General features: G+C 62.5%; 21 protein-coding genes and 1 tRNA gene. 10 read left to right on the forward strand and 12 right to left on the reverse strand.

Features of this window, described 5'->3' with window-relative positions; all coding sequences use genetic code 11:
* Window positions 1–276 precede the first annotated feature (276 nt).
* From ABL312_RS10060 to ABL312_RS10095, 8 genes are all read left to right on the forward strand, one after another.
* Window positions 277–729: a DUF2924 domain-containing protein gene (locus ABL312_RS10060; protein ID WP_349361256.1), complete on the forward strand. Its 453-nt coding sequence runs from the start codon at window positions 277–279 to the stop codon at window positions 727–729.
* Window positions 726–2036, forward strand: a complete 1311-nt coding sequence (locus tag ABL312_RS10065) for a recombinase family protein (RefSeq protein WP_349361257.1) — start codon at window positions 726–728, stop codon at window positions 2034–2036. Before ABL312_RS10060 ends, ABL312_RS10065 begins: the two co-directional genes overlap by 4 nt.
* Before the next feature lie 26 nt (window positions 2037–2062).
* Entirely contained in the window at window positions 2063–2416 is a 354-nt protein-coding gene (locus ABL312_RS10070) for a hypothetical protein (protein WP_349361258.1), read from the forward strand.
* A gap of 131 nt (window positions 2417–2547) precedes the next feature.
* Window positions 2548–2727: a hypothetical protein gene (locus ABL312_RS10075; protein ID WP_349361259.1), complete on the forward strand. Its 180-nt coding sequence runs from the start codon at window positions 2548–2550 to the stop codon at window positions 2725–2727.
* Window positions 2728–2730: 3 nt separating this feature from the next.
* Window positions 2731–4089, forward strand: a complete 1359-nt coding sequence (locus tag ABL312_RS10080) for a DNA (cytosine-5-)-methyltransferase (protein WP_349361260.1) — start codon at window positions 2731–2733, stop codon at window positions 4087–4089.
* A 28-nt stretch (window positions 4090–4117) separates the two neighbouring features.
* Window positions 4118–5647 carry an ATP-binding protein gene (locus tag ABL312_RS10085; protein WP_349361261.1) on the forward strand — a complete coding sequence of 510 codons (1530 nt, stop codon included), beginning with the start codon at window positions 4118–4120 and terminating at the stop codon, window positions 5645–5647.
* Between the two features lie 16 nt (window positions 5648–5663).
* Window positions 5664–7889: a Z1 domain-containing protein gene (locus ABL312_RS10090; RefSeq protein ID WP_349361262.1), complete on the forward strand. Its 2226-nt coding sequence runs from the start codon at window positions 5664–5666 to the stop codon at window positions 7887–7889.
* On the forward strand, window positions 7886–8893 hold the full coding sequence (locus tag ABL312_RS10095; RefSeq protein WP_349361263.1) for a PD-(D/E)XK motif protein: 1008 nt from the start codon (window positions 7886–7888) through the stop codon (window positions 8891–8893). Before ABL312_RS10090 ends, ABL312_RS10095 begins: the two co-directional genes overlap by 4 nt.
* 270 nt (window positions 8894–9163) lie before the next feature.
* Here the strand turns inward: ABL312_RS10095 and ABL312_RS10100 are convergent.
* The 3 genes from ABL312_RS10100 to ABL312_RS10110 form a co-directional block, all read right to left on the reverse strand.
* A tRNA-Ser gene (locus tag ABL312_RS10100) sits at window positions 9164–9253 on the reverse strand.
* Between the two features lie 421 nt (window positions 9254–9674).
* On the reverse strand, window positions 9675–10127 hold the full coding sequence (locus tag ABL312_RS10105) for a hypothetical protein (RefSeq protein ID WP_349361264.1): 453 nt from the start codon (window positions 10125–10127) through the stop codon (window positions 9675–9677).
* A 603-nt stretch (window positions 10128–10730) separates the two neighbouring features.
* Window positions 10731–11000 carry a hypothetical protein gene (locus ABL312_RS10110; RefSeq protein WP_349361265.1) on the reverse strand — a complete coding sequence of 90 codons (270 nt, stop codon included), beginning with the start codon at window positions 10998–11000 and terminating at the stop codon, window positions 10731–10733.
* A gap of 462 nt (window positions 11001–11462) precedes the next feature.
* Here ABL312_RS10110 and ABL312_RS10115 point away from each other — a divergent pair, with 462 nt between their 5' ends.
* Together ABL312_RS10115 and ABL312_RS10120 are read left to right on the forward strand one after the other, a co-directional pair.
* Window positions 11463–11885 (forward strand): DUF2147 domain-containing protein, encoded by a 423-nt coding sequence (locus ABL312_RS10115; protein WP_349361266.1) that lies wholly within the window; start codon window positions 11463–11465, stop codon window positions 11883–11885.
* 153 nt (window positions 11886–12038) lie between these two features.
* Entirely contained in the window at window positions 12039–12527 is a 489-nt protein-coding gene (locus ABL312_RS10120) for a DUF2147 domain-containing protein (RefSeq protein WP_349361268.1), read from the forward strand.
* 28 nt (window positions 12528–12555) lie between these two features.
* Here ABL312_RS10120 and ABL312_RS10125 read toward each other — a convergent pair whose 3' ends face one another.
* The 9 genes from ABL312_RS10125 to ABL312_RS10165 form a co-directional block, all read right to left on the reverse strand.
* Window positions 12556–13269 (reverse strand): glutathione S-transferase N-terminal domain-containing protein, encoded by a 714-nt coding sequence (locus tag ABL312_RS10125; protein ID WP_349361269.1) that lies wholly within the window; start codon window positions 13267–13269, stop codon window positions 12556–12558.
* 190 nt (window positions 13270–13459) lie between these two features.
* On the reverse strand, window positions 13460–13963 hold the full coding sequence (locus tag ABL312_RS10130; RefSeq protein ID WP_349361270.1) for a GNAT family N-acetyltransferase: 504 nt from the start codon (window positions 13961–13963) through the stop codon (window positions 13460–13462).
* A gap of 70 nt (window positions 13964–14033) precedes the next feature.
* The gene (locus tag ABL312_RS10135; RefSeq protein WP_349361271.1) at window positions 14034–14741 is read right to left on the reverse strand and encodes a class I SAM-dependent methyltransferase; all 708 of its coding nucleotides are present in this window, start codon (window positions 14739–14741) and stop codon (window positions 14034–14036) included.
* A complete protein-coding gene (locus ABL312_RS10140) occupies window positions 14738–15979 on the reverse strand; it encodes a DUF3419 family protein (RefSeq protein ID WP_349361272.1) in 1242 nt (413 codons plus the stop codon). Before ABL312_RS10140 ends, ABL312_RS10135 begins: the two co-directional genes overlap by 4 nt.
* Window positions 15980–16074: 95 nt before the next feature.
* Window positions 16075–17559, reverse strand: a complete 1485-nt coding sequence (gene gatB / locus ABL312_RS10145) for an Asp-tRNA(Asn)/Glu-tRNA(Gln) amidotransferase subunit GatB (RefSeq protein WP_349361273.1) — start codon at window positions 17557–17559, stop codon at window positions 16075–16077.
* 245 nt (window positions 17560–17804) lie between these two features.
* Entirely contained in the window at window positions 17805–18635 is an 831-nt protein-coding gene (locus tag ABL312_RS10150) for a hypothetical protein (RefSeq protein ID WP_349361274.1), read from the reverse strand.
* A 194-nt stretch (window positions 18636–18829) separates the two neighbouring features.
* Window positions 18830–19747: a helix-turn-helix domain-containing protein gene (locus ABL312_RS10155; RefSeq protein WP_349361275.1), complete on the reverse strand. Its 918-nt coding sequence runs from the start codon at window positions 19745–19747 to the stop codon at window positions 18830–18832.
* Window positions 19748–20108: 361 nt separating this feature from the next.
* Complete coding sequence (locus tag ABL312_RS10160; protein ID WP_349361276.1) at window positions 20109–20696, reverse strand: nuclear transport factor 2 family protein; 588 nt, start codon at window positions 20694–20696, stop codon at window positions 20109–20111.
* 106 nt (window positions 20697–20802) lie between these two features.
* The gene (locus ABL312_RS10165; RefSeq protein ID WP_349361383.1) at window positions 20803–22236 is read right to left on the reverse strand and encodes a DUF1254 domain-containing protein; all 1434 of its coding nucleotides are present in this window, start codon (window positions 22234–22236) and stop codon (window positions 20803–20805) included.
* Window positions 22237–22275 lie beyond the last annotated feature (39 nt).

A 22275-nucleotide genomic window follows, 5' to 3' on the forward strand; every position in this document is an offset into this window, starting at 1 on the left:
GCCTGTCCCGGCCGCATGGGACGGTTCGCGAATGCGGTGAGTAGGAGAAGGGCGAGACCTCACGGAACCGCCCTTCATGAAACGCCCCAATCCACTGCCGCCCGACCAGATGACCCCCGCCGAACGCCGCGCCGAGCTGTGCGGCCTGCTGGCGCTTGGGTTGGTCCGGTTGCGGCTGCGAGAACGGGGCGAAGCTCCTGACGATAATGGAGAAATTCGCCTACACTCTCCGGCGAGCGTATGCCGTCATGCAACTCCAACTCACCGGAGACCCACATGACGACCCACGATCCCATCCCCGCGCGCCTGGCCGCGCTCAAGACCGCGACGACGCCGGAGCTGAAGGCGCAATGGCGTGATCTGTTCGACAGCGAACCACCGCCATTCAACCGCCGCTACCTTGAATCCCGCCTGGCCTACCGCATCCAGGAACTGGCCTATGGTGGGCTGAAACCGGAGACGATCCGGCGGCTGGAACGGCTGGGCGAAGAGCTCGACGGTGGCGACCGAAAGAAGAGCCGGATGCGCGCCGACACCATGCCCATCGCCGGCACGCGGCTGATCCGCGAATGGCAGGGCGTCGAGCACGTCGTCACCGTCACGGCGGAAGGCTTCGAATGGCAGGGGCGGCCCTACAGGTCGCTGTCGGCCATCGCGCGCGCCATCACCGGCACGCGCTGGAACGGCTGGGTGTTCTTCGGGCTGAAGAACCGGAGGGCGCGGACATGACGAAGCCGATCGTCCGCAAGCAGCGCTGCGCTATCTACACCCGGAAATCCTCCGAGGAAGGGCTGGAGCAGGAGTTCAACTCGCTCCACGCCCAGCGGGAGGCGTGCGAGGCGTTCATCGCCAGCCAGCGCTCCGAGGGATGGGTGCTCGTCCGCGATCAGTACGACGACGGCGGCATCTCCGGCGGCACGCTGGATCGCCCGGGCGTGCAGCGCCTGCTGGAGGACATCGAGGACGGGCTGGTCGACGTGGTGGTGGTCTACAAGATCGACCGCCTGAGCCGCTCGCTGGCCGACTTCGCCAAGCTCGTCGAGGTGTTCGATCGGAACGGCGTCACCTTCGTCTCGGTCACGCAGTCGTTCAACACCACTACGTCCATGGGGCGGCTGACGCTGAACATCCTGCTCTCCTTCGCGCAGTTCGAACGGGAGGTGACGGCCGAGCGCATCCGCGACAAGGTCGCCGCCAGCCGGAAGAAGGGCATGTGGATGGGTGGAGTACCGCCCTACGGATATCGTGTCGAGAACCGGAAGCTGGTGATCGACGATGGGCACGCCGAGCATGTCCGCTGGATCTTCGAACGGTTCCTCGAGATCGGCTCAGGCACGGAGCTGGCCCGGGAGGTCGCGAAAAGCGGCATCCGCACGCCGCGCGGCAACCGGATCGACAAGAAGTACCTGTACCGGATGCTGAACAACCGCGCCTACATCGGCGAAGCGGTGCACAAAGGCGAGAGCTATCCGGGCGAGCACGAGGCCATAATCGACCGCGAGACATGGGACCGTGTCCATGCGATCCTGCAGGAGAGCCCCCGCAAGCGGGCAATGCGGACTCGCGCCGAGACCCCGGCGCTGTTGAAGGGGCTGCTGTTCGGGCCGGACGGCGCGGCCTTCTCCCCGACGCACACCCGCAAAGGCGACAGACTATACCGCTACTATGTCAGCCAGACCGTGCTGAAGCATGGTGCCGGGTCATGCCCGGTCGGCCGTGTGCCCGCGGGCGAGATCGAAGCGGCCGTCATCGACCAGCTGCGCGCCGTGTTCCGCCAGCCGGAGATCGTCGCAGGGACGTGGAAGGCGGCACGCGGCCACGCCGACGACGTCACCGAGGCCGACGCCCGGACAGCACTGCAACAGCTTGACCCGCTATGGGACGAGCTATTCCCTGCCGAACAGGCGCGCGTCGTGGCGCTGTTGGTCGAGCGCGTGGACATCGGCACGGACGGGCTCAACGTCCGGCTGCGCGTCGACGGGCTCAGCGGTCTGGCCCGCGAGATGCTGGCCGGCGACATCGAGGCGGCCGCATGACACGCGGGGCACTGATACCTGACACCGTGACGCTCCACGTACCGTTCCGCGTCGTGAAGCGCGGCGGGCGGAAGGAGATGCAGCTGCCGGAAGGCGCTAAACAGCCGCGGCGCGCGGACAGCACACTCGTCAAGGCGCTGGCCCGCGCCTTCCGCTGGAAGCGGATGCTGGAGTCCGGCGAGTTCGCCACCATCGCCGAACTGGCCGAGCGCGAGGGCATCGCTCCCTCCTACATGACCCGCGTTCTACGGCTGACGCTGCTTTCGCCCGACATTGTTGTGGCGATCCTGGACGGGAAGCAGGGGCCGGAGGTGACACTGACGCAGCTGTTGGAGCCCTTCACGACCCATTGGTGTGACCAAACGGACAGGTTTCTCTAACATGATGAATCATTCCCCCTCTAGGCTGAGATGCCTGCACCTCGTGAACCACCAGCAACGACCGAGACGCACTCTAATATCGACAAAGGCTTCGTCTTGGTTCATCTTGGTGCAAATTGGTGGAGGTGGTGATGCCCGGAGGCAAGAAGCGCTTCTCGGTGACGCTCGAGGAAGCAGACTACGAGGCACTCCGGGCCCTGGCCGAGGGGCACCGTCCTGCGCTATCACTCCAATACGTGGTAAACGTGGCGATAAAAGATCTTCTGGAAAAGCATGCTGCGCGCCAACTGACGCTTCCTTTGGATAAATAATTTATGACGAAGCTGACGTTTATTGATCTATTCGCGGGATTGGGAGGCTTTCACAAGGCCCTTAATGATATGGGCCATAGCTGTGTATTTGCCTCTGAAATCGACGGAGAACTCGCAAACCTGTATGAAAAAAACTATGGTATACGCCCTCATGGCGATATCCGTCAGGCCATAGATCGCGTGCCGCCCCACGATATTTTGTGCGCTGGCTTTCCATGCCAGCCATTTTCAAAAGCCGGGGAGCAATTGGGATTTGATTGTCCGCAGTGGGGCGACCTTTTCGACTATGTTCTGAAAATTCTTGATGAACATAAGCCCACCTACATCATGATTGAAAACGTACCCAATCTGCTTCGGCATAATGGCGGCAAGACTTGGGAGCGAATAAAAATGAGGTTGGAAAATCTCGAGTATGTGGTCGATAGCTGCAAGCTATCGCCCTTCATGTTTGGTGTTCCGCAGGTGCGTGAGCGGGCGATAATCGTCGGCGCTCGCACAGGATTGGACAATTTTTCATGGCCCGAACCGACCCACCAACTCGACGAAATCAGTATAAGAAACATACTCGATAAAGATCCAGAAGAAGCCCGACCACTCGGCCCACGATTCATTCAGTATTTGGAAACCTGGCAAGCCCTAATTGATGCACTTCCAAAGAGCGAGGCGCTTCCCTCGTTCCCAATATGGGCAATGGAGTTTGGCGCAACCTATCCGTACACAGACTCAACGCCGTATGCGACCGGCTTTGAGCGCATGGGAGCATACAATGGAGCGCTCGGATGCTCGCTTGCTGGCCTGGATGAAGACGAAACAAAAAGAGCGCTTCCCGCTTACTCCATTGACGAAGTGGATAATTTTCCGGCTTGGAAACAGAATTTCATCAGGCAAAACCGAGAGTTTTATTTCCGTCATAAGAGCATAATCAATCGCTGGCTTCCAATGATCGAGAGTTTTGCGCCCAGCTTTCAAAAATTGGAATGGAACTGGAAAGGCGGCCCTCGCGACTTGTGGCAGACCGTGATCCAGTTCCGCGCATCTGGCATACGGGCGAAACGCCCTACCGCTGCACCATCATTGGTTGCGCTTACAACTAGTCAAGTCCCGGTCATCCCGTGGGAACGTCGCTACATGACCATGCGAGAATGTGCGCGTCTTCAAAGTATGGGCGACCTAGAGCATCTGCCCGACAATCAGACGAGGGCGTACAAGGCACTTGGAAACGCAGTCAATGTCGATGTAGTCGCAGCAGTAGCGAGGGCCTTGCTTCCCGAGGCAGAGCATCCTGACTTCCAAGCCGAAACGGAGACGTCACAGCATCAACGGAATGGTAAGGCGGAAGACGAGCTAGAGCCAGCGGCTTGAATTAAGCAATCGTTTGAAGGGACGCTGGATGTCAGTGAACAAAGTAGATATTCGTCCGGGGGTCAGCGTTCTCGCAGTCCTGCGCCACCTGAACTACAAGCCGTGGTACGCACTTGCAGAATTCGTTGACAATGCAGTTGAGAGTTTCTCCCGGAACCGTGATGCGCTGCGGAGCCACCACGGCGAGTCCTACAAGCTCGTCGTCAACATCGATATCGATCCCAGCCCTCCCGCGCGTATTTCAATCCGAGACAACGCTGCCGGCATAGCTGTATCCGAGTTCGGACGTGCTTTTCGTGCAGCAGCCATTCCGACTGATCGCAGCGGCCTCGCTGAATTTGGAATGGGCATGAAAAGCGCCGCTTGCTGGTTCGCCCCGCAGTGGCAAGTACGCACTTCTGCATTTGGCGAGCCACGAGCTCGTACCGTGCGCTTCGAAATCGAAAATATTGTGAATGATGGCATTGAAGAGCTTGAGATCGTTGAAAGGGAGGAAACTTCAAGCAAGCACTACACTGAGGTAGTCCTTGAAAACATTTTCCATGTTCCAGTTGGCCGTACCGTGGGGAAGCTCAAGGAGCACTTAACTGATATTTATCGCGTTTTTATTCGCGAGGGTGATCTTGAGTTGCGGTTTAACGGTGAAGTTCTTTCACCACAGCAACCTGCGATCCTCGAAGCGCCCTACTTTCGAGATAGCCACGGAGAAAAAAGGACGTGGCGAAAAGAAATTCGTTTTGATTTTGGGGATGGCCTGTCCGTGCATGGCTTTGCGGCCTTGCGGGAAAAGGCAAATACGGCGAAAGCGGGTTTTTCGTTATTTCGACGGGGCCGCGTCATTCAGGGAAGCGGGGATGAGGGGTATCGACCTGCTTTTATTTTCGGGAGCTCAAACAGCTACCGTTACCAGAGACTGTTCGGGGAGTTGCATCTGACGGGCTTTGAGGTAAGCCATACAAAAGATGGCTTTCGATGGGATGATAATGAACAGCCATTTCTCGAGTTGCTGCGCGATCACTTGGATGGCGATGATCTGCCCCTGCTCAAGCAGGCTGAGGGTTATCGTGTGCGGGTTGCTCGAGCGCAACTCTCGGATACGGCGAGCCAGGCGGTCGACAACACCGCTCGTGCCATCGAAGAACGACTTCCCGCCGCTTTGCCTGGGCTTTCAGATGCGCCTCCAGTCGACGCTCCTGGAGAGGAGCTTCCCCACGCGGGAACGCTTGCTCGAAAGCAATTCGACATTCGCTTTCGCGACAAAGACTGGCGGATCAATATCGAACTGACAGAGGATCCAGCCGAAAGTCAGTGGCTTGTCTTTAGCGATGTTGCTGCTTCGACGGAGCAACCACGTAGCCTCGATATCAGGGTCTCGCTTGCCCATCCCTTCATGGTGCGCTTTGCTCAGACAGATAGCGAGGATATTGAGGCCTTACTGAGAATTGCGGCGGCACTCGCTCTCGCCGAAGTTGTCGCCCGCGACTCTGGTGTGCGCCATGCAGGGACAATCCGGCGCAACGTGAACGACATCATTAACTTCGCTCTCTCCGAGGCGTAACAATGGAAGGTGCTTCATGACTGACGACGTGCCGCTGATAATCCGGGCCGTGAACCATCAAGTACCCGGAATTCGATGGCAGCCAGTAGTTGGAGATGAAACTACTGATTTTCTGGAGCACGTCGTACCTGAAGTGAGCCGAGATAGTGTTCGGGATGCTGCCGCTTCCATATTGGGTCGCGGGGTTTCACCTGAAGATTTTGCCGGTCAAGACACGGGCTTGGTTGTTGGTTACGTTCAAAGCGGCAAGACCATGTCGTTCGAAACTGCTGCCGCACTTGCCCGCGACAACGGCTTCCAGATGGTCATAATTGTGGCAGGTACATCAAATCCGCTGCTTGATCAGTCCACGGGGCGCGTCCGCCGGGATCTCCGGTTAGACGACCCAGATCGAGCGCGCAGTTGGATCCACTTTCAAAACCCTGAGCGAGAAGACTCAACTATCCAGACTCTGCGCGACGTTTTCGACGATTGGCGAGACGATGACACCCCCGACGAGTACAAGATGACCGTATTGGTAACTGTACTGAAACACCATCGGCGAATGGGGAACTTGACCGAACTCTTGCAGGCAGTGGGGATGCAAGGGGTGCCGGTGCTCATCATCGACGATGAGGCGGACCAAGCAAGCCTCAACACGGAGGTTGCTCAAGGTGAAGAAAGCACGACGTACCGCCGCTTGATGGCTTTGCGTGATACGCTGCCTCTTCACAGTTATCTGCAATATACGGCTACGCCACAGGCACCTCTCCTTGTGAGTATTGTAGATTCACTTTCCCCAAACTTCGTTGAAGTCTTGACGCCAGGCGATTCTTACGTGGGTGGGCATGATTTTTTTGTTACTAATCCAAGGCTTGTTCGCACGATTCCGGCCGCTGATGTGCCAACCAACACCAATCCCCTTCCGGAGCCGCCGGACTCGCTGCTCGAAGCACTCCGAATTTTCATGGTTGGCGTCGCGGTCGGTCTTATGCAGGACGGCAATCGTGGAAACCGCTCCATGCTTGTGCACCCGTCGCATCTGACTGCGCAGCATCAGGAGTACTATAACTGGGTCCGTGATATTTTCGAGGAATGGAAACGTATTCTTGGATTGCCGGATTCAGATCCTGACAAGCAGGAACTCATAGAAGAGTTGCGCGGAGCCTATGAAGACCTTTTGCAGACTGTGGGTAACAGCCTTCCTCAGTTTTCGGACCTAGTACCAACTTTCCGTTTTGCGTTCCGCCGGACCCGCCTCCTTGAAGTAAACGCGCGGGGCGGGCGCACACCTGACGTGGATTGGGGGAGCGCGTACGGTTGGATCCTCGTCGGTGGGCAGGCCATGGATCGCGGGTTCACCGTCGAAGGATTGACGGTAACGTACATGCCGCGCGGGATCGGCGTCGGTAATGCAGATACTGTGCAGCAGCGAGCACGCTTTTTCGGATATAAGCGCAGCTATCTCGGCTTCTGCCGTGTCTATTTGGAACAGGGCACTCACCGTGCCTTCGAACGCTATGTCGAGCATGAAGAGGACATGCGTCGGCAACTTGAGGACATTCGGGACCGTGGACTCTCACTGAATGAGTGGAAGCGAGCCTTTGTCCTAGACAACGCGCTTAGACCGTGCCGCCAGAACGTCTTGGAGTTTGACTATATTCGTGGACGCTTTTCAGATGACTGGGTTGCCCCGCGCGTTGTTCTGCCCACCGATCCGGTGCTTCAGGCCAACCGACTAACTGTTTCAGGTTTTATTGAAGCAACGGCCTTCGTCAGCGATGAAGGCCATCCTGACCGCACTGACACACAAAGGCATGAGGTTGCTAGAGACCTGTCTCTGCGGGACGTAATGGAGCGGCTACTCATTCCACTGCGGATCACAAGTTCGCGGGACTCCCAGCAGATCACCGGACTCCTTCTCCAGCTGAGTCGCGCGCTGGAGAGCGATCCAGATGAGCTTTGTACAGTCTACAGGATGAGCCCCGGGACTGGACGCGAGCGCGGCATAGACCAGAGTGGCGAGGTTACCAACCTCTTCCAAGGTCAAGCACCAGTGAACCCGCCCGCGCGACGCGGCGAAGTCTATCCGGGCGACCGTGCCATTCGCGAAAACGGTCAGGTAACCGTCCAGATCCACACTCTTGATCTGACCCGAGACGGTGCTGTGGTTTGTGAGAACGTGCCGGTGCTCGCTGTCTGGGTTCCGGCCCGTTTGGCTACCGGCTGGATCAATCAGGATCAGCCGGTTCAGCAGGCATGACCATCACTGACTTGTTCCGGATATACGACGAAATATTGGTCCCGGAGCGAGGCCCAGACAATGGTCTCGAATTTGCGGTCAGACCCATTCCAGACCAAGGCGCCTACTTCGTGGGAAAGGACATGGCTGGAATGGCATGCCTGCTGGTTGAAACAGCGAAGGGGACGGGACGTAAGCCGCCGCCGATACGGCTTGAAAATCTCGAAGCGCAGTTCGAACTCGTCTGCCAGATAGCAGACGGTGGCGAGCCCCCTCGGGAGGGACAGTTTACTGTTATCCGCTGCCGATCATCGCAGAAGGAGACGGTCCAGTATTTCTTTTCGGTTTGCCGAATAATAATCCAACATTTGGGTGGCTGCCCATCGCGCTTGGCGCTCGCCGCAGCAGTGAGGCGACTTGCTTCGATCTTTCAAAGCATCAGAAAGCCACCTGTTCGTTCGCTAAATGGGCTGTTCGGCGAGATGTTCGTCATTGCAAATAGTCGTTCACCCGCAAGATCAGTTGCTGCATGGCGTGTTGAAGAGACATCTCGATTCGATTTCGCCGCAGGTGATGTCCGTATGGATGTTAAGAGCAGTGCGGGCCGGCTCCGTAAGCATGCTTTTTCTTACGACCAGTGCAATCCACCTCCCAACACCCACGCAATCGTCGCGTCACTTATGGTCGAGCGGATTCCGACCGGTACCTCAATCGAAGACCTTATTGTCGCAACGGAGGCTCGTATCTCGGGAGACGCAGGGCTCGTGCTGAAACTGCATGATGTCGTTGCTTCGACGCTGGGTACCGACACGTCAGAGGCGTTGCGAGTGACCTTCGATCATCGACTAGCTTCCAGCTCTCTACAGTTTTTCGATTTGCGTGAGATACCAGCGGTTCGTGGTTCACTTCCACCCAGGGTCTCGGATCTTCGTTTCAACGTTGATCTGACGGGACTGCCTCCCCTCGATGTGGAGACTCTATCCGATCGGGACCCATACTTCTGGGATCTTGTGCCTCGTGATTGACACAGGAAGCTCGGTTGCAAGGGACATCTCAGGCAAGAGCTACTGGGATCCAACTTCGCGTCTGTTGTATTTTATTTCAATATTTTCAATCGCTTACGCGCAATTCACCAAATCCGCGCAGTCATGAGGTCGGGAGAATATCGGTCCTGAGAGACCGCTTCCGGGGCTCTTGGCACAGGGGCCAGTGCTCAGCCCCACCAGCATAACCCTCGAAAACAACGGAAAAATCCGGCCGCAGCCGGATCGGGAGAACGCTTTCACAAGGTCAGGTGGCGGAGAGGAAGGGATTCGAACCCTCGAAACGGTCTCCCGTTTACTCCCTTAGCAGGGGAGCGCCTTCGACCACTCGGCCACCTCTCCGTCTGTCGGTCTGATAGGCGGAATCCGCGCGCGACACAAGGGGGCAGCGACAAATCCACATCGAAACGCGTCCTCCGGCGTCCAGAAGACACGTGCGGCGCGGGTCTTGTCGGACGCAACAGCGGACCGGCCCGGCATTCTCGTGAACCGGCATCTCCGGAGAACCGACAAACGCTTCGGCGAAACCGGAGACGGCACTGCCCTGGCGGTCGTCGGGCACGCCGAAGCGTGCCGCCCGACCGGGTGTCGCGGCGGTCGAATCGCAGGCGCGTAAAGGACCGCCCCTCGGTCGCTCAGCCCATGCGGATGGACGCGTTCTTGTGGGAGCGCCGCCGCGGCCACGTGCCGGTCGGGCCGGACCTTTGCCGGGAAGGGCCTGTTCTTTCGGCCGGCAAGATCATGGCGCGGCGGCCGGAGCGCATCACACTGTCGTCCGGCAGAAGGCGCGCGTTGAGCGATAGTCGACCGGTTGCGCAAGACCCGAACGCACCAGTTCGGCGGCAGCGTCCCAATCCGGCCCGGCCACGCGCACCAGATCACGACCGTAACGCCCGCTCCGCCCCGACCGTACAAGGCGGGCGCGCGGCGCGGCAAGCAGGCGCGCCAGCGCACCGCGTGCCGCCATTCCGTCGTGCTCGGATATTTCCACCGCATCGACGCAAGCCAGCCGGTACTTCTCGCCGGACAGCCAGAAGGTATCTCCGTCGACGATACAGGTCACGCCCCGCGCGGCGCGATCGCGCCCGGCGCAAACCGGCCAGGCAATGCCACCGCCCAGCCAGGGCGCAAGACCCTCCGACAGGTGTCGCGGCGCCGGTGCCCACACGCAGGCGGCGACCAGGAGCAGACACAGGAGCGCGCTCGAGGCAGGCACAAGACGTCGCGAAAACGGCATCCCGGGAGCGCACGCCCCGCCATCGTTGCATGCCGGACGCGCGCCGTCGCGCCATCTGCCTCGGCCCCGGAAAACCGGTGGACGGCCCGCCGCGCGCCACATCAAATCGAGGCCCGTCCGCGGGCAAACGACACGCCGGACGCGACGACAGACAGCGCGCAAGACCATGCCCCTCTCCGTGCGCAACGCATATATACAACCATCGCGAGTGCAGTGCGCCACCTTTAACAATTCAAGGTTGCGTCAACGCCGAGACGTGCCGAGGCGGCCGCGCCCGGGCGAAAACGCGGCGATCCTGGCTCCCGTCCGGCGGGCGGGTCCGACGGGATCGAGGCGGGGATTTCCTCGCGACGGAGGATGCACCGCGCAAGGGCGGCGGCTTTCCACCGCAGACGCGCAAGGCGCCGCATCGGGGCAAACGAGGCCGGCGAAACGCCGGCGGAAACGGAGACTGCAATCTTCTGAGAACAACGGAAATGACCGGTCACGGCGTGCGCGCGGCGCGGCCTCACGTAGGGCCGTGACCGGTGGAAAACGGGATTGGCGAAAGCGGCCCTCGGGCCGAAGCGGGCGCCAGTCCGATCACTGCAGGGTCAGCCACTCGCGGGCCGCGCGCTGCGCCTCGGCGATTTCGGCGCGGCTCATCTCGCCAGAGATCTCGCGGCGGTGACGTACTGCATCCGCGTTGCCCTGCATCGCGGCCAGATTGAACCACTTGTGCGCGGCGACAAGGTCAGTCGCTCCGTGGCGACCGCAGGCGCAGTCGAGACCCATCTGCAAGAGAATTTCCGGACCCATACGCTGGCCGCCCATCGCGGCCATCTCGGGATTGGCAAGTTCAAATCGAGCCATGTCACACTCCATCTTCCGTTCAACGCAAGTCTTCGATCGGATGCAAAGACGAGTTCGGGGAAAGACGCGGCGTGTCGTTGTTGTTCCGTGCCTTTCGTGAGTTGAGTGTGTCGCCGCCTCTTGAAGAGGGCCTTAAAATTCTGACTTAACGAAGAGCAAACAGACTCAAAATTTCCGGTAAACTTTACCGCGCGTTCACCGAAGTCGGGCGAAAAGAGTCACAAAATCAATGCTGTTTCGACTCAAAATTTCCCGCGCCCGTAACGCTTGATTCACCAGCGCAGAACTTCCGATCTTCCCGTCGCCCCTGTCAGGGGAACGACGGCGGGAATGACGGACGAATGAGCGGGCGGTATTTTTCGCGCAGATGCCCCAACGTCACGGCTGGTCACGCGCGGCCAACCCCGTTAGATTCCGTTTACGTAAAGGGAATGAAAAAGTCGATGCGGGAGGAAATCGCCGATGATCCGACTCAAGCTTGCCTGTCTGTTTGCCGTCGCCGCCGGACTGGCGCTGGCCCCTGCCCCCGGTCGCGCCGCCGATGCGACCGGCACCTGGCAGCGCCCGAGCGGCAGCTCCCAAATCCGCATCGCGCCCTGCGGCGCGTCGCTATGCGGCACGCTCGTCTGGCTGAAGACGCCGCGCAAGGACGTCAACAACCCGGATCCCTCCAAGCGCGACCGCTCGCTGGTCGGCACCCGCACGGTGCTCGGCATGACGCCGTCGGACAAGGCCGGTCAATGGAAGGGCAAGGTCTACAACGCGGAGGACGGCAAGACCTATCGCGGGGTGATGACGCTGGAGGGTCCCAACCGGCTGAAGCTTGAGGGCTGTGTGCTCGGCGGGCTGTTCTGCAAGGGCGAGACCTGGGCCCGGGTGAAATAGGCCGGCCGGCCGCGAAGGCACGGCGGAGAAAGCGGCGCACCTGGCCGCTTTCGCGCCGCACCGCCCTCGACCGCCTCGCCCGTGTCGCATTCCGCCGCAATGCTCACGGTACCGTGCAGTTCTCGCGTGCGAGCTTCATTTCGGGAGAGGGACATGAAGGGCAAGACAGGGGCGCAGGCGGCCGGGCGATGCGGTGGAAACGTCGCAAGGACCTGGCGCGTCGGATGTGTGGGCGCGGCAACGCTGCTCGCGATGACGAGCGCAGCCTCGGCCGATCTCGCCGCCGTCGCCGGCGACTGGCGCACGCCGGCGGGCGCGACCGTGCGGATCAGCGACTGCGGATCCTCGGCCTGCGGCCGGATCGTGGACTTTCCCCCGCCCCCGGGCGAGACCGTGGAGACGACACGCGACGTGAACAACCGGGACCCGGCGAAACGCGACCGCAAGATCCTCGGCCTCGCCGTGCTGTTCCGGCTTCAGCCGGCCGAGGGCGGCCTCAAGGGGCGGGTCTACGATCCGCGCCGGGGCTTCAGCGCGGAGGCGACGGTGACACGCGCCGACGCCGACCGGCTGACGGTGCGCGGCTGCGTCCGCCTCGCCTTCCGGATCTGCGAGAGCGAGACGTGGCGGCGGGCGCGCTGAGCGTCCCGCCACCCCGGTCCCGACGTGTTCAGCGGGCGCGCTGGCCGAACAGCACGGCCTGCGCGGCCTTGTCCTCTGCGAGATTGTGTTTCCCGCGTTCCTCGCGCCCGACCGCCAGCCCGCGCTCCACGGCGGGACGCGCCTTCAGCGCCTGGAACCAGCGCCACACATTGGGGAAGTCAGCGGCGAGGTCCATCCCCTGCCCTTCCCAGCTGTTGGCCCAGCCGAAGATCGCCATGTCGGCGATGGAATAGTCGTCGGCAACGAAATCGCGCCCCTCGAGCTGCCCGTTGAGCACGCCGTAGAGCCGATGCGTCTCGTTGAGGTAGCGGTCGATGGCGTAGGGAATCTTCTCCGGCGCGTAGCGGCGGAAATGGTGATTCTGGCCGAGCATCGGGCCGAAGCCGCCCATCTGCCACATCAGCCACTCCTCGACCTTCACCCGCTCGCGCTCGTCGGCGGGATAGAAGCGGCCGAACTTGCGCCCGAGGTACTGCAGGATGGCGCCGGATTCGAAGACCGAGATCGGCTGACCGTCCGGCCCTTCCGGATCGACGATGGCCGGCATGCGGTTGTTGGGCGCGATCTTTAGGAACTCGGGCGCGAACTGGTCGCCCTTGCCGATGTTGATGTAGTGGACCTCATAGGGAACGCCGAGCTCTTCCAGCATGATGGTGATCTTCCAGCCGTTCGGCGTCGGCCAGTAGTAGAGCTCGATCGGCTTGGTCTGGGTCGCTGTCATCGCGTGCATCCTGACGGTTTGGTGGGCGCGCGGCCCCGGAAGGACGGTGGCCCGGCGCGCTGATCGGCCGGGCGCGAGGAAGGCGCACGGGACACCCGGCCCGGAGGCCGGCACCCGTGCCGTCGCTCCCCAACTTAGGGCATGACGTCGCGCGTGCAACGGGCGCCCGCCTCACACCTTGCAGGCCCGCCTACAGCATCTTCTTGAAGCCGAGATGCGAGCTGTCGTAGCCGAGCGCGGCGTAAAAGGCATGCGCGCCCGCCCGCTCGCGATTGGAGGTCAGTTGCACCAGCACGCAGCCGAGGTCCCGTGCGCGCTGTTCCGCAAACGCCATCATCGCCTGACCGACGCCGCGCCGCTGGCACCGCGCCTCCACATGCACGCTCTCGACCTGCGCCCGCGGGCGCCCGGCGAAGGACAACCCGCGCAGCACGGTCAGTTCGAACATGCCGGCGATCTCGCCCGGCTCCATTCCCGGAAGCCGCGCCACATAAAGCGTCACCCTGTCCGACGCCGCCATCCGGCGAAAGACCGCCAGATAGGGCGCGAGATCGGGTGCCTCGGCGCCCACCCGGGTCCCGACCGCATGGGCTGCCAGAAGCGCCACACAGGCCGGCAGATCCGCCTCGCACGCCGGCTCGATCGCACAGTGCGTGTCCGCCACGGCGGAGGCCGCACGCAATGTCCCTGTCATGATTGTATCCCTGATGATTGAAGGTCGCGTCTCGTGGCCACGTCTGGGGCCGGCGCGTCCGGCGCGCGCGTCAGATGTCGTGCGCGTCGCGGCGCGGCCCGCGCCGGATGGTGCCGTAGACGGCGTAGCCGCCAAAAAGCGCCCTGCTGTCCGCCGTTCCGTCTCGCGCCCGCGCCACGTCGGCGAGCGCTTCGGCGAGACCGGCGCGCGGGGCGACGTGGAACGCCGCGAGCCACGCCCGCAAGGGCGCGCGCAGGAGGCCCGGGTAACGCTCCATCTGCCCGAAATCCACCACCGACAGCCGTCCGCCCGGGGCGAGCGCCCCCGCCCCGGCGGAAATCGCCGCCTGCCAGGGCGGGATCATCGACAGCGCGTAGGAGAGGAACACCCGGTCGAAGGCCGCAACGCCGAACAGCGCCTGCGCGTCGAACTCCGTCGCATCGCCCTGCGCGACAGCGATGCGCTGCGACAGGCCCGCGCGCGCGATCGCCTTGCGCGCCGCATCGAGCATCTCGGCCGAAATGTCGATGCCGTAGAAGCGGGCGTGCGGGTGCGCCCGCGCCGCCTTGATGAGATTGCGCGCGGTGCCGCAGCCCAGCTCCAGCACCGTGCCGCCGGGGGGCGGATCGAGCTCCGCGATCAGCCGGTCGCGCCCGAGCAGATAGTACTTGCGCGTCGCGTCGTAGATCGGCTTCTGCCAGCGGTAGATGCGATCCATCAGATCGCCGTGGCCGTCCGCCGGGGCGGACGATCCGTGTCCCGAGCGCTCGAGGCTCATGCCCCCTCGCGGATATAGAGATGGAAGCCGCCATAGATCGAGGAGCGGTCCTTGTTGGTGCAGGCATGCGAGACGGCCGCGTCATAGCGCCATTTGCCGAGGATCTCCGGCACCACCCGGCCGGGCAGCAGGCTCGGCTCGGCGGCCGTGCGGAAGATGACGCGCGCGCCCGGCGCCGCCGTGCGGGTGATCTCCGCCCACAGCGCGTTCAGCACCTCGTCCGACATCCAGTCCTGCGCGTCGAGCAAAACGTAGCGGTCGACGCTGCCGTCCGGCTGGCCGGCGAGATGATCGGTGAAGGAGCGGTTGACCACGGTGACCCGGTCGGCGCGCTCGCGGATCGTCTCGAAATGCTCGCGCCGCAGATAGGGCGGCAGCGGACCGCTTTCGTCGCCCGCGTAGCCCCGGCCGAAGGCCTGCCAGGCGAAATAGTTCTCCGACAGGGGAAAATCGCAGGCGAGCCGCTCCAGCCGCTCGCGCAGCACGCCGGCCATGCCGTTGTCGCCGCTGGAGGCGAGCGCCTCATATTGCGCCGGCGGAATACCGAGGCCGTAGAGCGACACGCGTTTCGACGTCGCCCAGCGCACCATGCGTTTGTCGAAGAGCGGTGCGAGCGCCGTATCGAAGAAGGTGCGCTGCTCGTCGAGCGAGCGGGCCTTCAAAAGGTTCTTCGGGTTGATGCCGTAGAGTCGCGCGACCGTGTGACCCAGACCGATGAAATAGCCGAGCAGGCCGTGGTGGTAGAGATCGCGGGCGAAGAGCGAAATCCGCTTGCGGCCCGTGATATCCCGCTTTTCCCAATAGGCGCGGCTTTCGGCGTCGAGATGCCGTTGCAGATGGCGCGCATAGGCGTCGACATTGGCCTTTTCGTCGGCCTTGCCGAAGAAGCGGTAGAAGGCGTCGTAATCCGGCAGGGTCTTCGCCGCGACGAGCTTCAGCCGGGTGAGCGCCACATGCGCCTGATTGAGATCGACGGCGGTGATCGCGCGCGGATCGGCCGTCAGGTAGGACAGCACGTTGCAGCCGCCCGACGCGATGGCGACCACCGTGTGGTCGCGCCCGATGTCGAGCGCGTCCATGTCGATTTCCGGATCTTCCCAGATCTGCGGATAGACGAGCCCCTTGAAGGCCCAGGTGAACAGGCGCTCCAGAACGCCGTCGCGCGTGAGCGCCTTGTTGCGATGAACGGCCTGGCCGATCAGCTCGCCCCTGCCCGCCTGTGCCTCGCCCGTGATCATGCCGTCGACTCCCGTTCAGCCGCCAAACCCTCAAGCTGAGCCGGGTAAGGCCTGTGCGTTACGGGATGATGACAGGCGGGCGGACGCCGGCGGCGTCAGTCGATGCCGATCTTTGCCTTCAGCAGGTCGTTGACGGCCTGCGGGTTGGCCTTGCCGCCGGTCGCCTTCATCACCTGGCCGACGAACCAGCCGAGCAGGCCCGGCTTGGCCTTGGCCTGTTCCACCTTGTCCGGATTGGCGGCGATCACCTTGTCGACCTCGGCCTCGATGGCACCCATGTCGGTGACCTGCTTCATGCCGCGCGCGTCCACGATCTCCGCCGGGTCGCCGCCCTCCGTCCACAGGATTTCGAAGAGGTCCTTGGCGATCTTGCCGGAAATCGTGCCGGCGGTGATCAGATCGACCAGCCCGCCGAGCTGGGCCGCGCTTACCGGACTGTCGGACAGCGCCAGGCCCTCCTTGTTCAGCCGGCCGAAGAGCTCGTTGATCACCCAGTTGGCCGACAGCTTCGCGTCCCGCCCCTTGGCCACCGCCTCGAAGAAATCGGCCGAGGCGCGCTCCACGATCAGAATGTCCGCGTCATAGGCGGTGAGCCCGTAGTCCTTGATGAAGCGGGCTTTCTTCTCGTCCGGCAGCTCGGGCAGACCGGCGGCCAGCGCGTCGACATAGGCCTGATCGAACTCGAGCGGCAGCAGGTCGGGATCGGGGAAATAGCGGTAGTCGTGCGCCTCCTCCTTGGAGCGCATGGAGCGCGTCTCGCCCTTGACCGGGTCGAACAGCCGCGTCTCCTGATCGATGGTGCCGCCGTCCTCCAGAATGCCGATCTGACGGCGCGCCTCATACTCGATCGCCTGACCGACGAAGCGCACGGAGTTGACGTTCTTGATCTCGCAGCGGGTGCCGAAATCGCCGCCCGGCGCGCGCACCGAGACGTTGACGTCGGCGCGCATCGACCCCTGGTCCATGTTGCCGTCGCAGGTGCCGAGATAGCGCAGGATGGTGCGCAGCTTGGCAAGATACGCCTTGGCCTCGTCGGCGGAGCGCAGGTCGGGCTTGGAGACGATCTCCATCAGCGCCACGCCCGAGCGGTTGAGGTCGACGAAGGACATGGTCGGATGCTGGTCGTGCATCGACTTGCCCGCGTCCTGCTCCAGATGCAGGCGCTCCACGCCCACCCTGACCTGCTCGCCGTCGGCCATGTCCAGCAGGATCTCGCCCTCGCCGACGATCGGCTGCTTGAACTGCGAGATCTGATAGCCCTGCGGCAGATCGGGGTAGAAGTAGTTCTTCCGGTCGAAAACGGACTTGTGATTGATCGCCGCCTTCAGGCCCAGCCCGGTGCGGATCGCCTGTTTGACGCATTCCTCGTTGATCACCGGCAGCATGCCCGGCATCGCCGCGTCCACGAGGCTGACGTTGGCGTTGGGCGCCTTGCCGAACTCGGTCGAGGCGCCGGAAAAGAGCTTCGCGTTGGAGGTGACCTGGGCATGCACCTCCATGCCGATCACGATTTCCCAGTCGCCCGTGGCGCCCTTGATGAATTTCTTGGGGTCGGGGGTGCGGGTGTCGACGATGCTCATGCCGTTTCAGTCCTGCCTGTCGCCCATTGTTGCGAACCCTCGCGCACGCGCGCGAAAATCCGGCCAGCGGGCCTGTCTTGAACGCGTGACTGAGTGGGTAGTGGGTCTTTGCCCTCCCCGCAAGGGGGGAGTGCGGAAAGCGGGTGCAGGCAAGGTCTTTGCGATCTCCTCCCGCGCGGGCGCACCGCGGCGGGCGGCGCGACACGGTCGAACGCCCGCACAAACATCAAGAGCTGACGCCGGCTCTAGAACTTTAAGGAAACGCCGGCGATCGGCCCCTGGACGGTGACGTCGAAATCGAAGGCGACGTTCTTGTAGTCGACACCGAGCGCCCGATAGCCGGCAACCGCCGAGATATGTTCGGAGAACGCATAGCCAACGCCTCCCATGATGTCCCAGCCGAAATTCGATGCGCCACCGCCGGCTATGGCGGTCCCGGTAAGATAGATCCGGTCGGTGACGTCCATGCGTCCCTTGAGCCCGCCCATGGCATCGACCCATGTCTCCGAATCCGTGAAGGACCGGCCTGCGAGAAGGCCGCCAGTGTAACCGAGCGTGTTTTCAACCGACCAGACACGCCCGCCGATGAGCGCATCCAACCTCATGTTCCCTCGATCCAGCACCGTGTACCCGGCAAGCGCGGTCGCGGACAACGTGGACGAGTCGAGATCGACATTCGACGCAAGGACACCGCGCGGCGTGACCTCGTCGGTGCCCAGCTTCAGGAAGAAGAAATCCGTGGTGAGGCTGAAGGGACCGTTGCGGATTTCCGTTGCGACCATCCCCGAAAACTGCAGATCGCTCAGAATATCGGAAAAGCCCATGTCGACATCGACGGGCCGGGCTCCGAAGGACGCGACATTGCCCGACATGCCAGCGCCCCAGAAATACGGCGCGACTTCGACACTCCATGGAGACGGCACCGTGTCCGCCTCGTGGGGCACGACGGCGACGGTCGTCGACGGATCCGCCGCCAGCGCGGACGTCGCGGGAAGTCCGGCAACGGCAAAGCCGAAACCTGCCAGGAGGATGCGCGGCATCGCGGCAGTCTTCAACCGAGCGGACAGCGTTCCCATTTGCAAGTCCTTGTGCTTCGCATGGATCCGATGGCTCACGGCAACGCATCGCGAGGGCGTCATCCTCCCGGATCGCGGCGTCCGGGGGAGCGCAGCGTCTCGGGTCGATGCCGCCCCTTGACCGGCCCGAACCTGTTCCGGGATTCCGACGCTCTGTAGTCTTAGGGAACAACGCGCTCTGCCTGCTTGGCATTTCACGCCAACGCAACCGCCCGACGCAAGCGCCGGTACTCCAACGGAGAGCATCCCCTCCAGCGACGGAAAGCTCTCGAGAAACTCGCGTGATCCTCGTAGCCGAGCAGCAGGGCGACCTCCATGATGGGCAGGTTCGTTTCACGCAGAAGGCTGCCCGCGCGCGCGTTTCGGGCAATGGACACGATCTCGCGGTAGGAATACCCCTTCTCCAGAAGCTGCCGCTGCAGGCTCCGAACGCTGAGGCCGGCCATCCGCGCCGCGCCTTCAATATCCGTCTGTCCGTCGAGAAGGCGAAGGGCCGCGATGGCCGACACGGCACGCGCCGGCTCCGGGGCGCAGGAAAGCGCGTTGTCGGCGACCACTTCCCGCAAGGTGATGATCTTTGACGTCTCTTCCGCTCTTGGCGTCCGCCGGGCATCGAGATCACAGGGCTTGAAGGCGATCCCGGTTCCCTTGCAGCCGAAGCGGACGGGAACCTGCACCCGGTTTTCCATCAGGTGGGCGTCATTGTCGCGCCGATAGGGAACCTCGATCCGATCCGGCGACCAGCCCGCCCCGAGAAACTGTCTGGCGATGATGATCATCGGGCCGATCAGGTGATCGATATGCTGCACCGCGACCACTCCGGGCCGTCGTTTGACATGGCGCCAAAGCATCTGCGTTCCGCTTTCAACCAGCTCCAGCCTGCCATGGGAGGCATGGGCCCAAAAGGTCAGATTGTAGCGCCGGATCGCCCTGCCAAGCGTGTCCGCCTCGGCGCCATAGCGCCCCCAAAGGCCGTACCCCCACGCCTTCCGCATCTCGAACCCGATCTCCAGGCCGAAGGTCCGGTCGCCAAGTTCGTATCCGCATCGTTCGAACAGAGCGATCATGGCCGGAAGGGGAATCGGGGTCTGCGGTGCCCCGATGACATCCACGGGGAGCCCCGCCCTCTCGAAAACGCGCCAGAGAGCCTGTTCGCCGGCTCTTTGCTCGAAAAGCAAAGGCAGTGGCCCGAACCCGCTGGCCCTGACGAAGGGTATCGACCCGCGACTGCTCATCGGCCTCCTCGTACCGGAAGTGTATTGGAGAACCCGAGAAGGATCCTCATATCTCTTATCCTGCAGATCAAGTAAAAAACGATCTCAGACTTCCTGCAGTCCGTGTTTTTCGGAGGATCGAAAATGAGCAAAGGCGCGCCATTGACCCGCAGAATTCGCGGCTCATCCCCTCCCGACCTTCGGAAGGACATATCGCTTCAAGAACGTCATACATCCGACTTCAGCGGATGTGACGATTTTACTTCTCTGGAACAGGCGCGTCCGGGAAATCATGCCAGCGCCGGATCTTCCAGCCGTTCGCTTCCTTCACCAGCCAGCCCTCATAGTTGAGGCTGGACACTGCGGTGAAGACCTTGCCGTCCCTGGCGTTGGTCAGAAGTCCGGCGACACTGACGTGAGCGGTGTCGGCGGTCTGTTCCAGGAACAGGATGTTCGACATCAGGTGTCTGCGCTGGTTGCCGGATTTGCTGAACTGTTGCATCCGCTTCCGCCAGAACGTCCGGAAGCCTTCGCCTGTAAAGGACACGGCCCCGGCACCCGGTACCCCGGCGACGAAGACGGCATCGTCCGTGAACAGTTCGAACCAGGCATCGGCCTCGTGGTTATCGTAGGCGAAGGAATAGGCATAGAGCAGATTGGCAATCGCCAACCGGTCGGCGGCGTCGAAGTCGACGCCCCCGGGATTGTCCTTCGGCGCGAAGGCCCGAAGCGCCTTGGCGTCCTTGGCGACACTCGCACCTTCCGGCAACGCGGTTTCGGACAGCGCCGGCAGCGGTGCCGATGCGAGCAGGGAACCGGCCAGGGCAAGGGGGATGAACTGCTTCATGTCTCTCTCTCATCGCGACGCATCCGGGGAAAGGGTCCGGCTGAACGGAAGCGGATCCGACGCCTGGCGTGCGGATCCGCTCGTCTGCAGTCTCTTCGGCCGGCTCTTATTGTGCCGTTTGAGCCGGGGGCTCGGCGGTCTTCTCACCGACCTTGGTGATCGCCGGAGGGGCCCATTTTCCGATCAGCACCGAAGGCTTCGGGGCGTAAAGACGCATCGTCACGTTGAACGGACCGTCCGGGGCCGGCAGCCAGTTGGCTTCCCTGTCCTTGCCGGGGCTCTCATGCTGGAAGTAGAGGTCGAGCGACCCGTCCGGGTTCTTCTGCAGTGGCATCCAGCTTGAAAGGGCGAAGCGGTTCAGGCTGTTGGCGACCTGATAGCCGTCGTTGTCGTAGATCGTGACGGACCAGAAGGCATTGACCGGCGGAATGTCGGCCGCATCGAAATGCAGGACATAGTCGTTGCTTCCATCGAGCGCGTTGCCGTCGCCGTCCGTCATGGCGATCGGGTAGACGGCGTCCTCCGGCAGGTTCGCGCCGAGACCGATCTGGGTCATGATCGCCCGCTTGAGGTAATAGGTGCCGTAGGCGCCCACCGTCTCGACATCCATCGACCACTGGTTCACGACATTCGAGATGCGCGGGCCCTTCCAGGCCATCAGCTTCTGCGCCGTGACGGGCGCGTCCTTGAGCGCGGACTGCACGACCGGGCTTGCCGCGTCGAAGTCGAAGCTCTCGCCCACCTCGAACCCGAGACGGGCCATGCGCGCCAGAATCGGTTGGTCGGTGTTGTGCGGCGGCTCGACCTTCATCAGTTCCGCGCCGCGCGTGAAGAACTCCTTGCCGGCCATCGTGTCGACCTGCTTCTTCGGCGGCGTCGTCGTGTCGACGGTCGGATCCGGCGAGAAGGTCGGCTGGGGAACCGTCTGCCCCCATTTCGACAGCGGCGTGAGCTTCAGGCCGGCCTGGATCTTGTGAACGGCCTCATAGTCTTCGGGTCCGTCCGTCTTGATCCGACCGATGATCCAGACATGGTTCGTCGGGGCCTTGATGAGTTGGGTGTCCTCGGGAAGCCCGAGCTTTTCAGCAAAATCCTCTCCAGGATCCGCACCGTCCTCCGGCTTCCAGCCGGGGCCGGCGATCAGAAAGGTCGCGGCCTGCGTGCCCGTGGTCCGCGATCCCGGCGACGCGAAGACATTCGTCCACATGTCGAGCATCGGCAGGAGGTAGTAGCGCCCGTCGGTGTCGGGCGCGGACATGACCATCGGTTCCTTCTGGAGATCGAGGAACGTCGACGAATAGAGCGTGTCGAAGTTCGGCCGCACGACCGACTTTTCATCCGCCGTGGGATAGGCGGGAATGTTGTTGAACCAGTTCTCGTATCCGCCCATGGAGCCCGGACCGGCCTGAATGCTGAGCAATTGCCTGCGCGTCAGGTCCATGGTGATGAGCGGATACAGATAGAGATAGGTTTCGACCGCGATCTCGTTCGCTTCCGCCTGAGTGAGGTCCCTCGCCTGTGCGAAACCGCCTCCGGCCATTGTAACGGACGTCGCGAACACGACGCCTGCAAGTGCCGC

The sequence above is a fragment of the Stappia sp. genome (assembly GCF_040110915.1).
Taxonomy (GTDB): Bacteria; Pseudomonadota; Alphaproteobacteria; order Rhizobiales; family Stappiaceae; genus Stappia.

Excerpts from the sequence above, each read along its gene's own strand:
- ABL312_RS10115 (WP_349361266.1), top strand. The coding sequence starts at position 11,463 with ATGATCCGACTCAAGCTTGCCTGTCTGTTTGCCGTCGCCGCCGGACTG.
- ABL312_RS10095 (WP_349361263.1), top strand. The coding sequence starts at position 7,886 with ATGACCATCACTGACTTGTTCCGGATATACGACGAAATATTGGTCCCG.
- ABL312_RS10085 (WP_349361261.1), top strand. The coding sequence starts at position 4,118 with ATGTCAGTGAACAAAGTAGATATTCGTCCGGGGGTCAGCGTTCTCGCA.
- ABL312_RS10065 (WP_349361257.1), top strand. The coding sequence starts at position 726 with ATGACGAAGCCGATCGTCCGCAAGCAGCGCTGCGCTATCTACACCCGG.
- gatB (WP_349361273.1), bottom strand. The coding sequence starts at position 17,559 with ATGAGCATCGTCGACACCCGCACCCCCGACCCCAAGAAATTCATCAAG.
- ABL312_RS10150 (WP_349361274.1), bottom strand. The coding sequence starts at position 18,635 with ATGGGAACGCTGTCCGCTCGGTTGAAGACTGCCGCGATGCCGCGCATC.
- ABL312_RS10090 (WP_349361262.1), top strand. The coding sequence starts at position 5,664 with ATGACTGACGACGTGCCGCTGATAATCCGGGCCGTGAACCATCAAGTA.
- ABL312_RS10120 (WP_349361268.1), top strand. The coding sequence starts at position 12,039 with ATGAAGGGCAAGACAGGGGCGCAGGCGGCCGGGCGATGCGGTGGAAAC.
- ABL312_RS10165 (WP_349361383.1), bottom strand. The coding sequence starts at position 22,236 with ATGGCCGGAGGCGGTTTCGCACAGGCGAGGGACCTCACTCAGGCGGAA.
- ABL312_RS10080 (WP_349361260.1), top strand. The coding sequence starts at position 2,731 with ATGACGAAGCTGACGTTTATTGATCTATTCGCGGGATTGGGAGGCTTT.
- ABL312_RS10140 (WP_349361272.1), bottom strand. The coding sequence starts at position 15,979 with ATGATCACGGGCGAGGCACAGGCGGGCAGGGGCGAGCTGATCGGCCAG.
- ABL312_RS10075 (WP_349361259.1), top strand. The coding sequence starts at position 2,548 with ATGCCCGGAGGCAAGAAGCGCTTCTCGGTGACGCTCGAGGAAGCAGAC.
- ABL312_RS10125 (WP_349361269.1), bottom strand. The coding sequence starts at position 13,269 with ATGACAGCGACCCAGACCAAGCCGATCGAGCTCTACTACTGGCCGACG.
- ABL312_RS10135 (WP_349361271.1), bottom strand. The coding sequence starts at position 14,741 with ATGAGCCTCGAGCGCTCGGGACACGGATCGTCCGCCCCGGCGGACGGC.
- ABL312_RS10060 (WP_349361256.1), top strand. The coding sequence starts at position 277 with ATGACGACCCACGATCCCATCCCCGCGCGCCTGGCCGCGCTCAAGACC.
- ABL312_RS10160 (WP_349361276.1), bottom strand. The coding sequence starts at position 20,696 with ATGAAGCAGTTCATCCCCCTTGCCCTGGCCGGTTCCCTGCTCGCATCG.
- ABL312_RS10130 (WP_349361270.1), bottom strand. The coding sequence starts at position 13,963 with ATGACAGGGACATTGCGTGCGGCCTCCGCCGTGGCGGACACGCACTGT.
- ABL312_RS10110 (WP_349361265.1), bottom strand. The coding sequence starts at position 11,000 with ATGGCTCGATTTGAACTTGCCAATCCCGAGATGGCCGCGATGGGCGGC.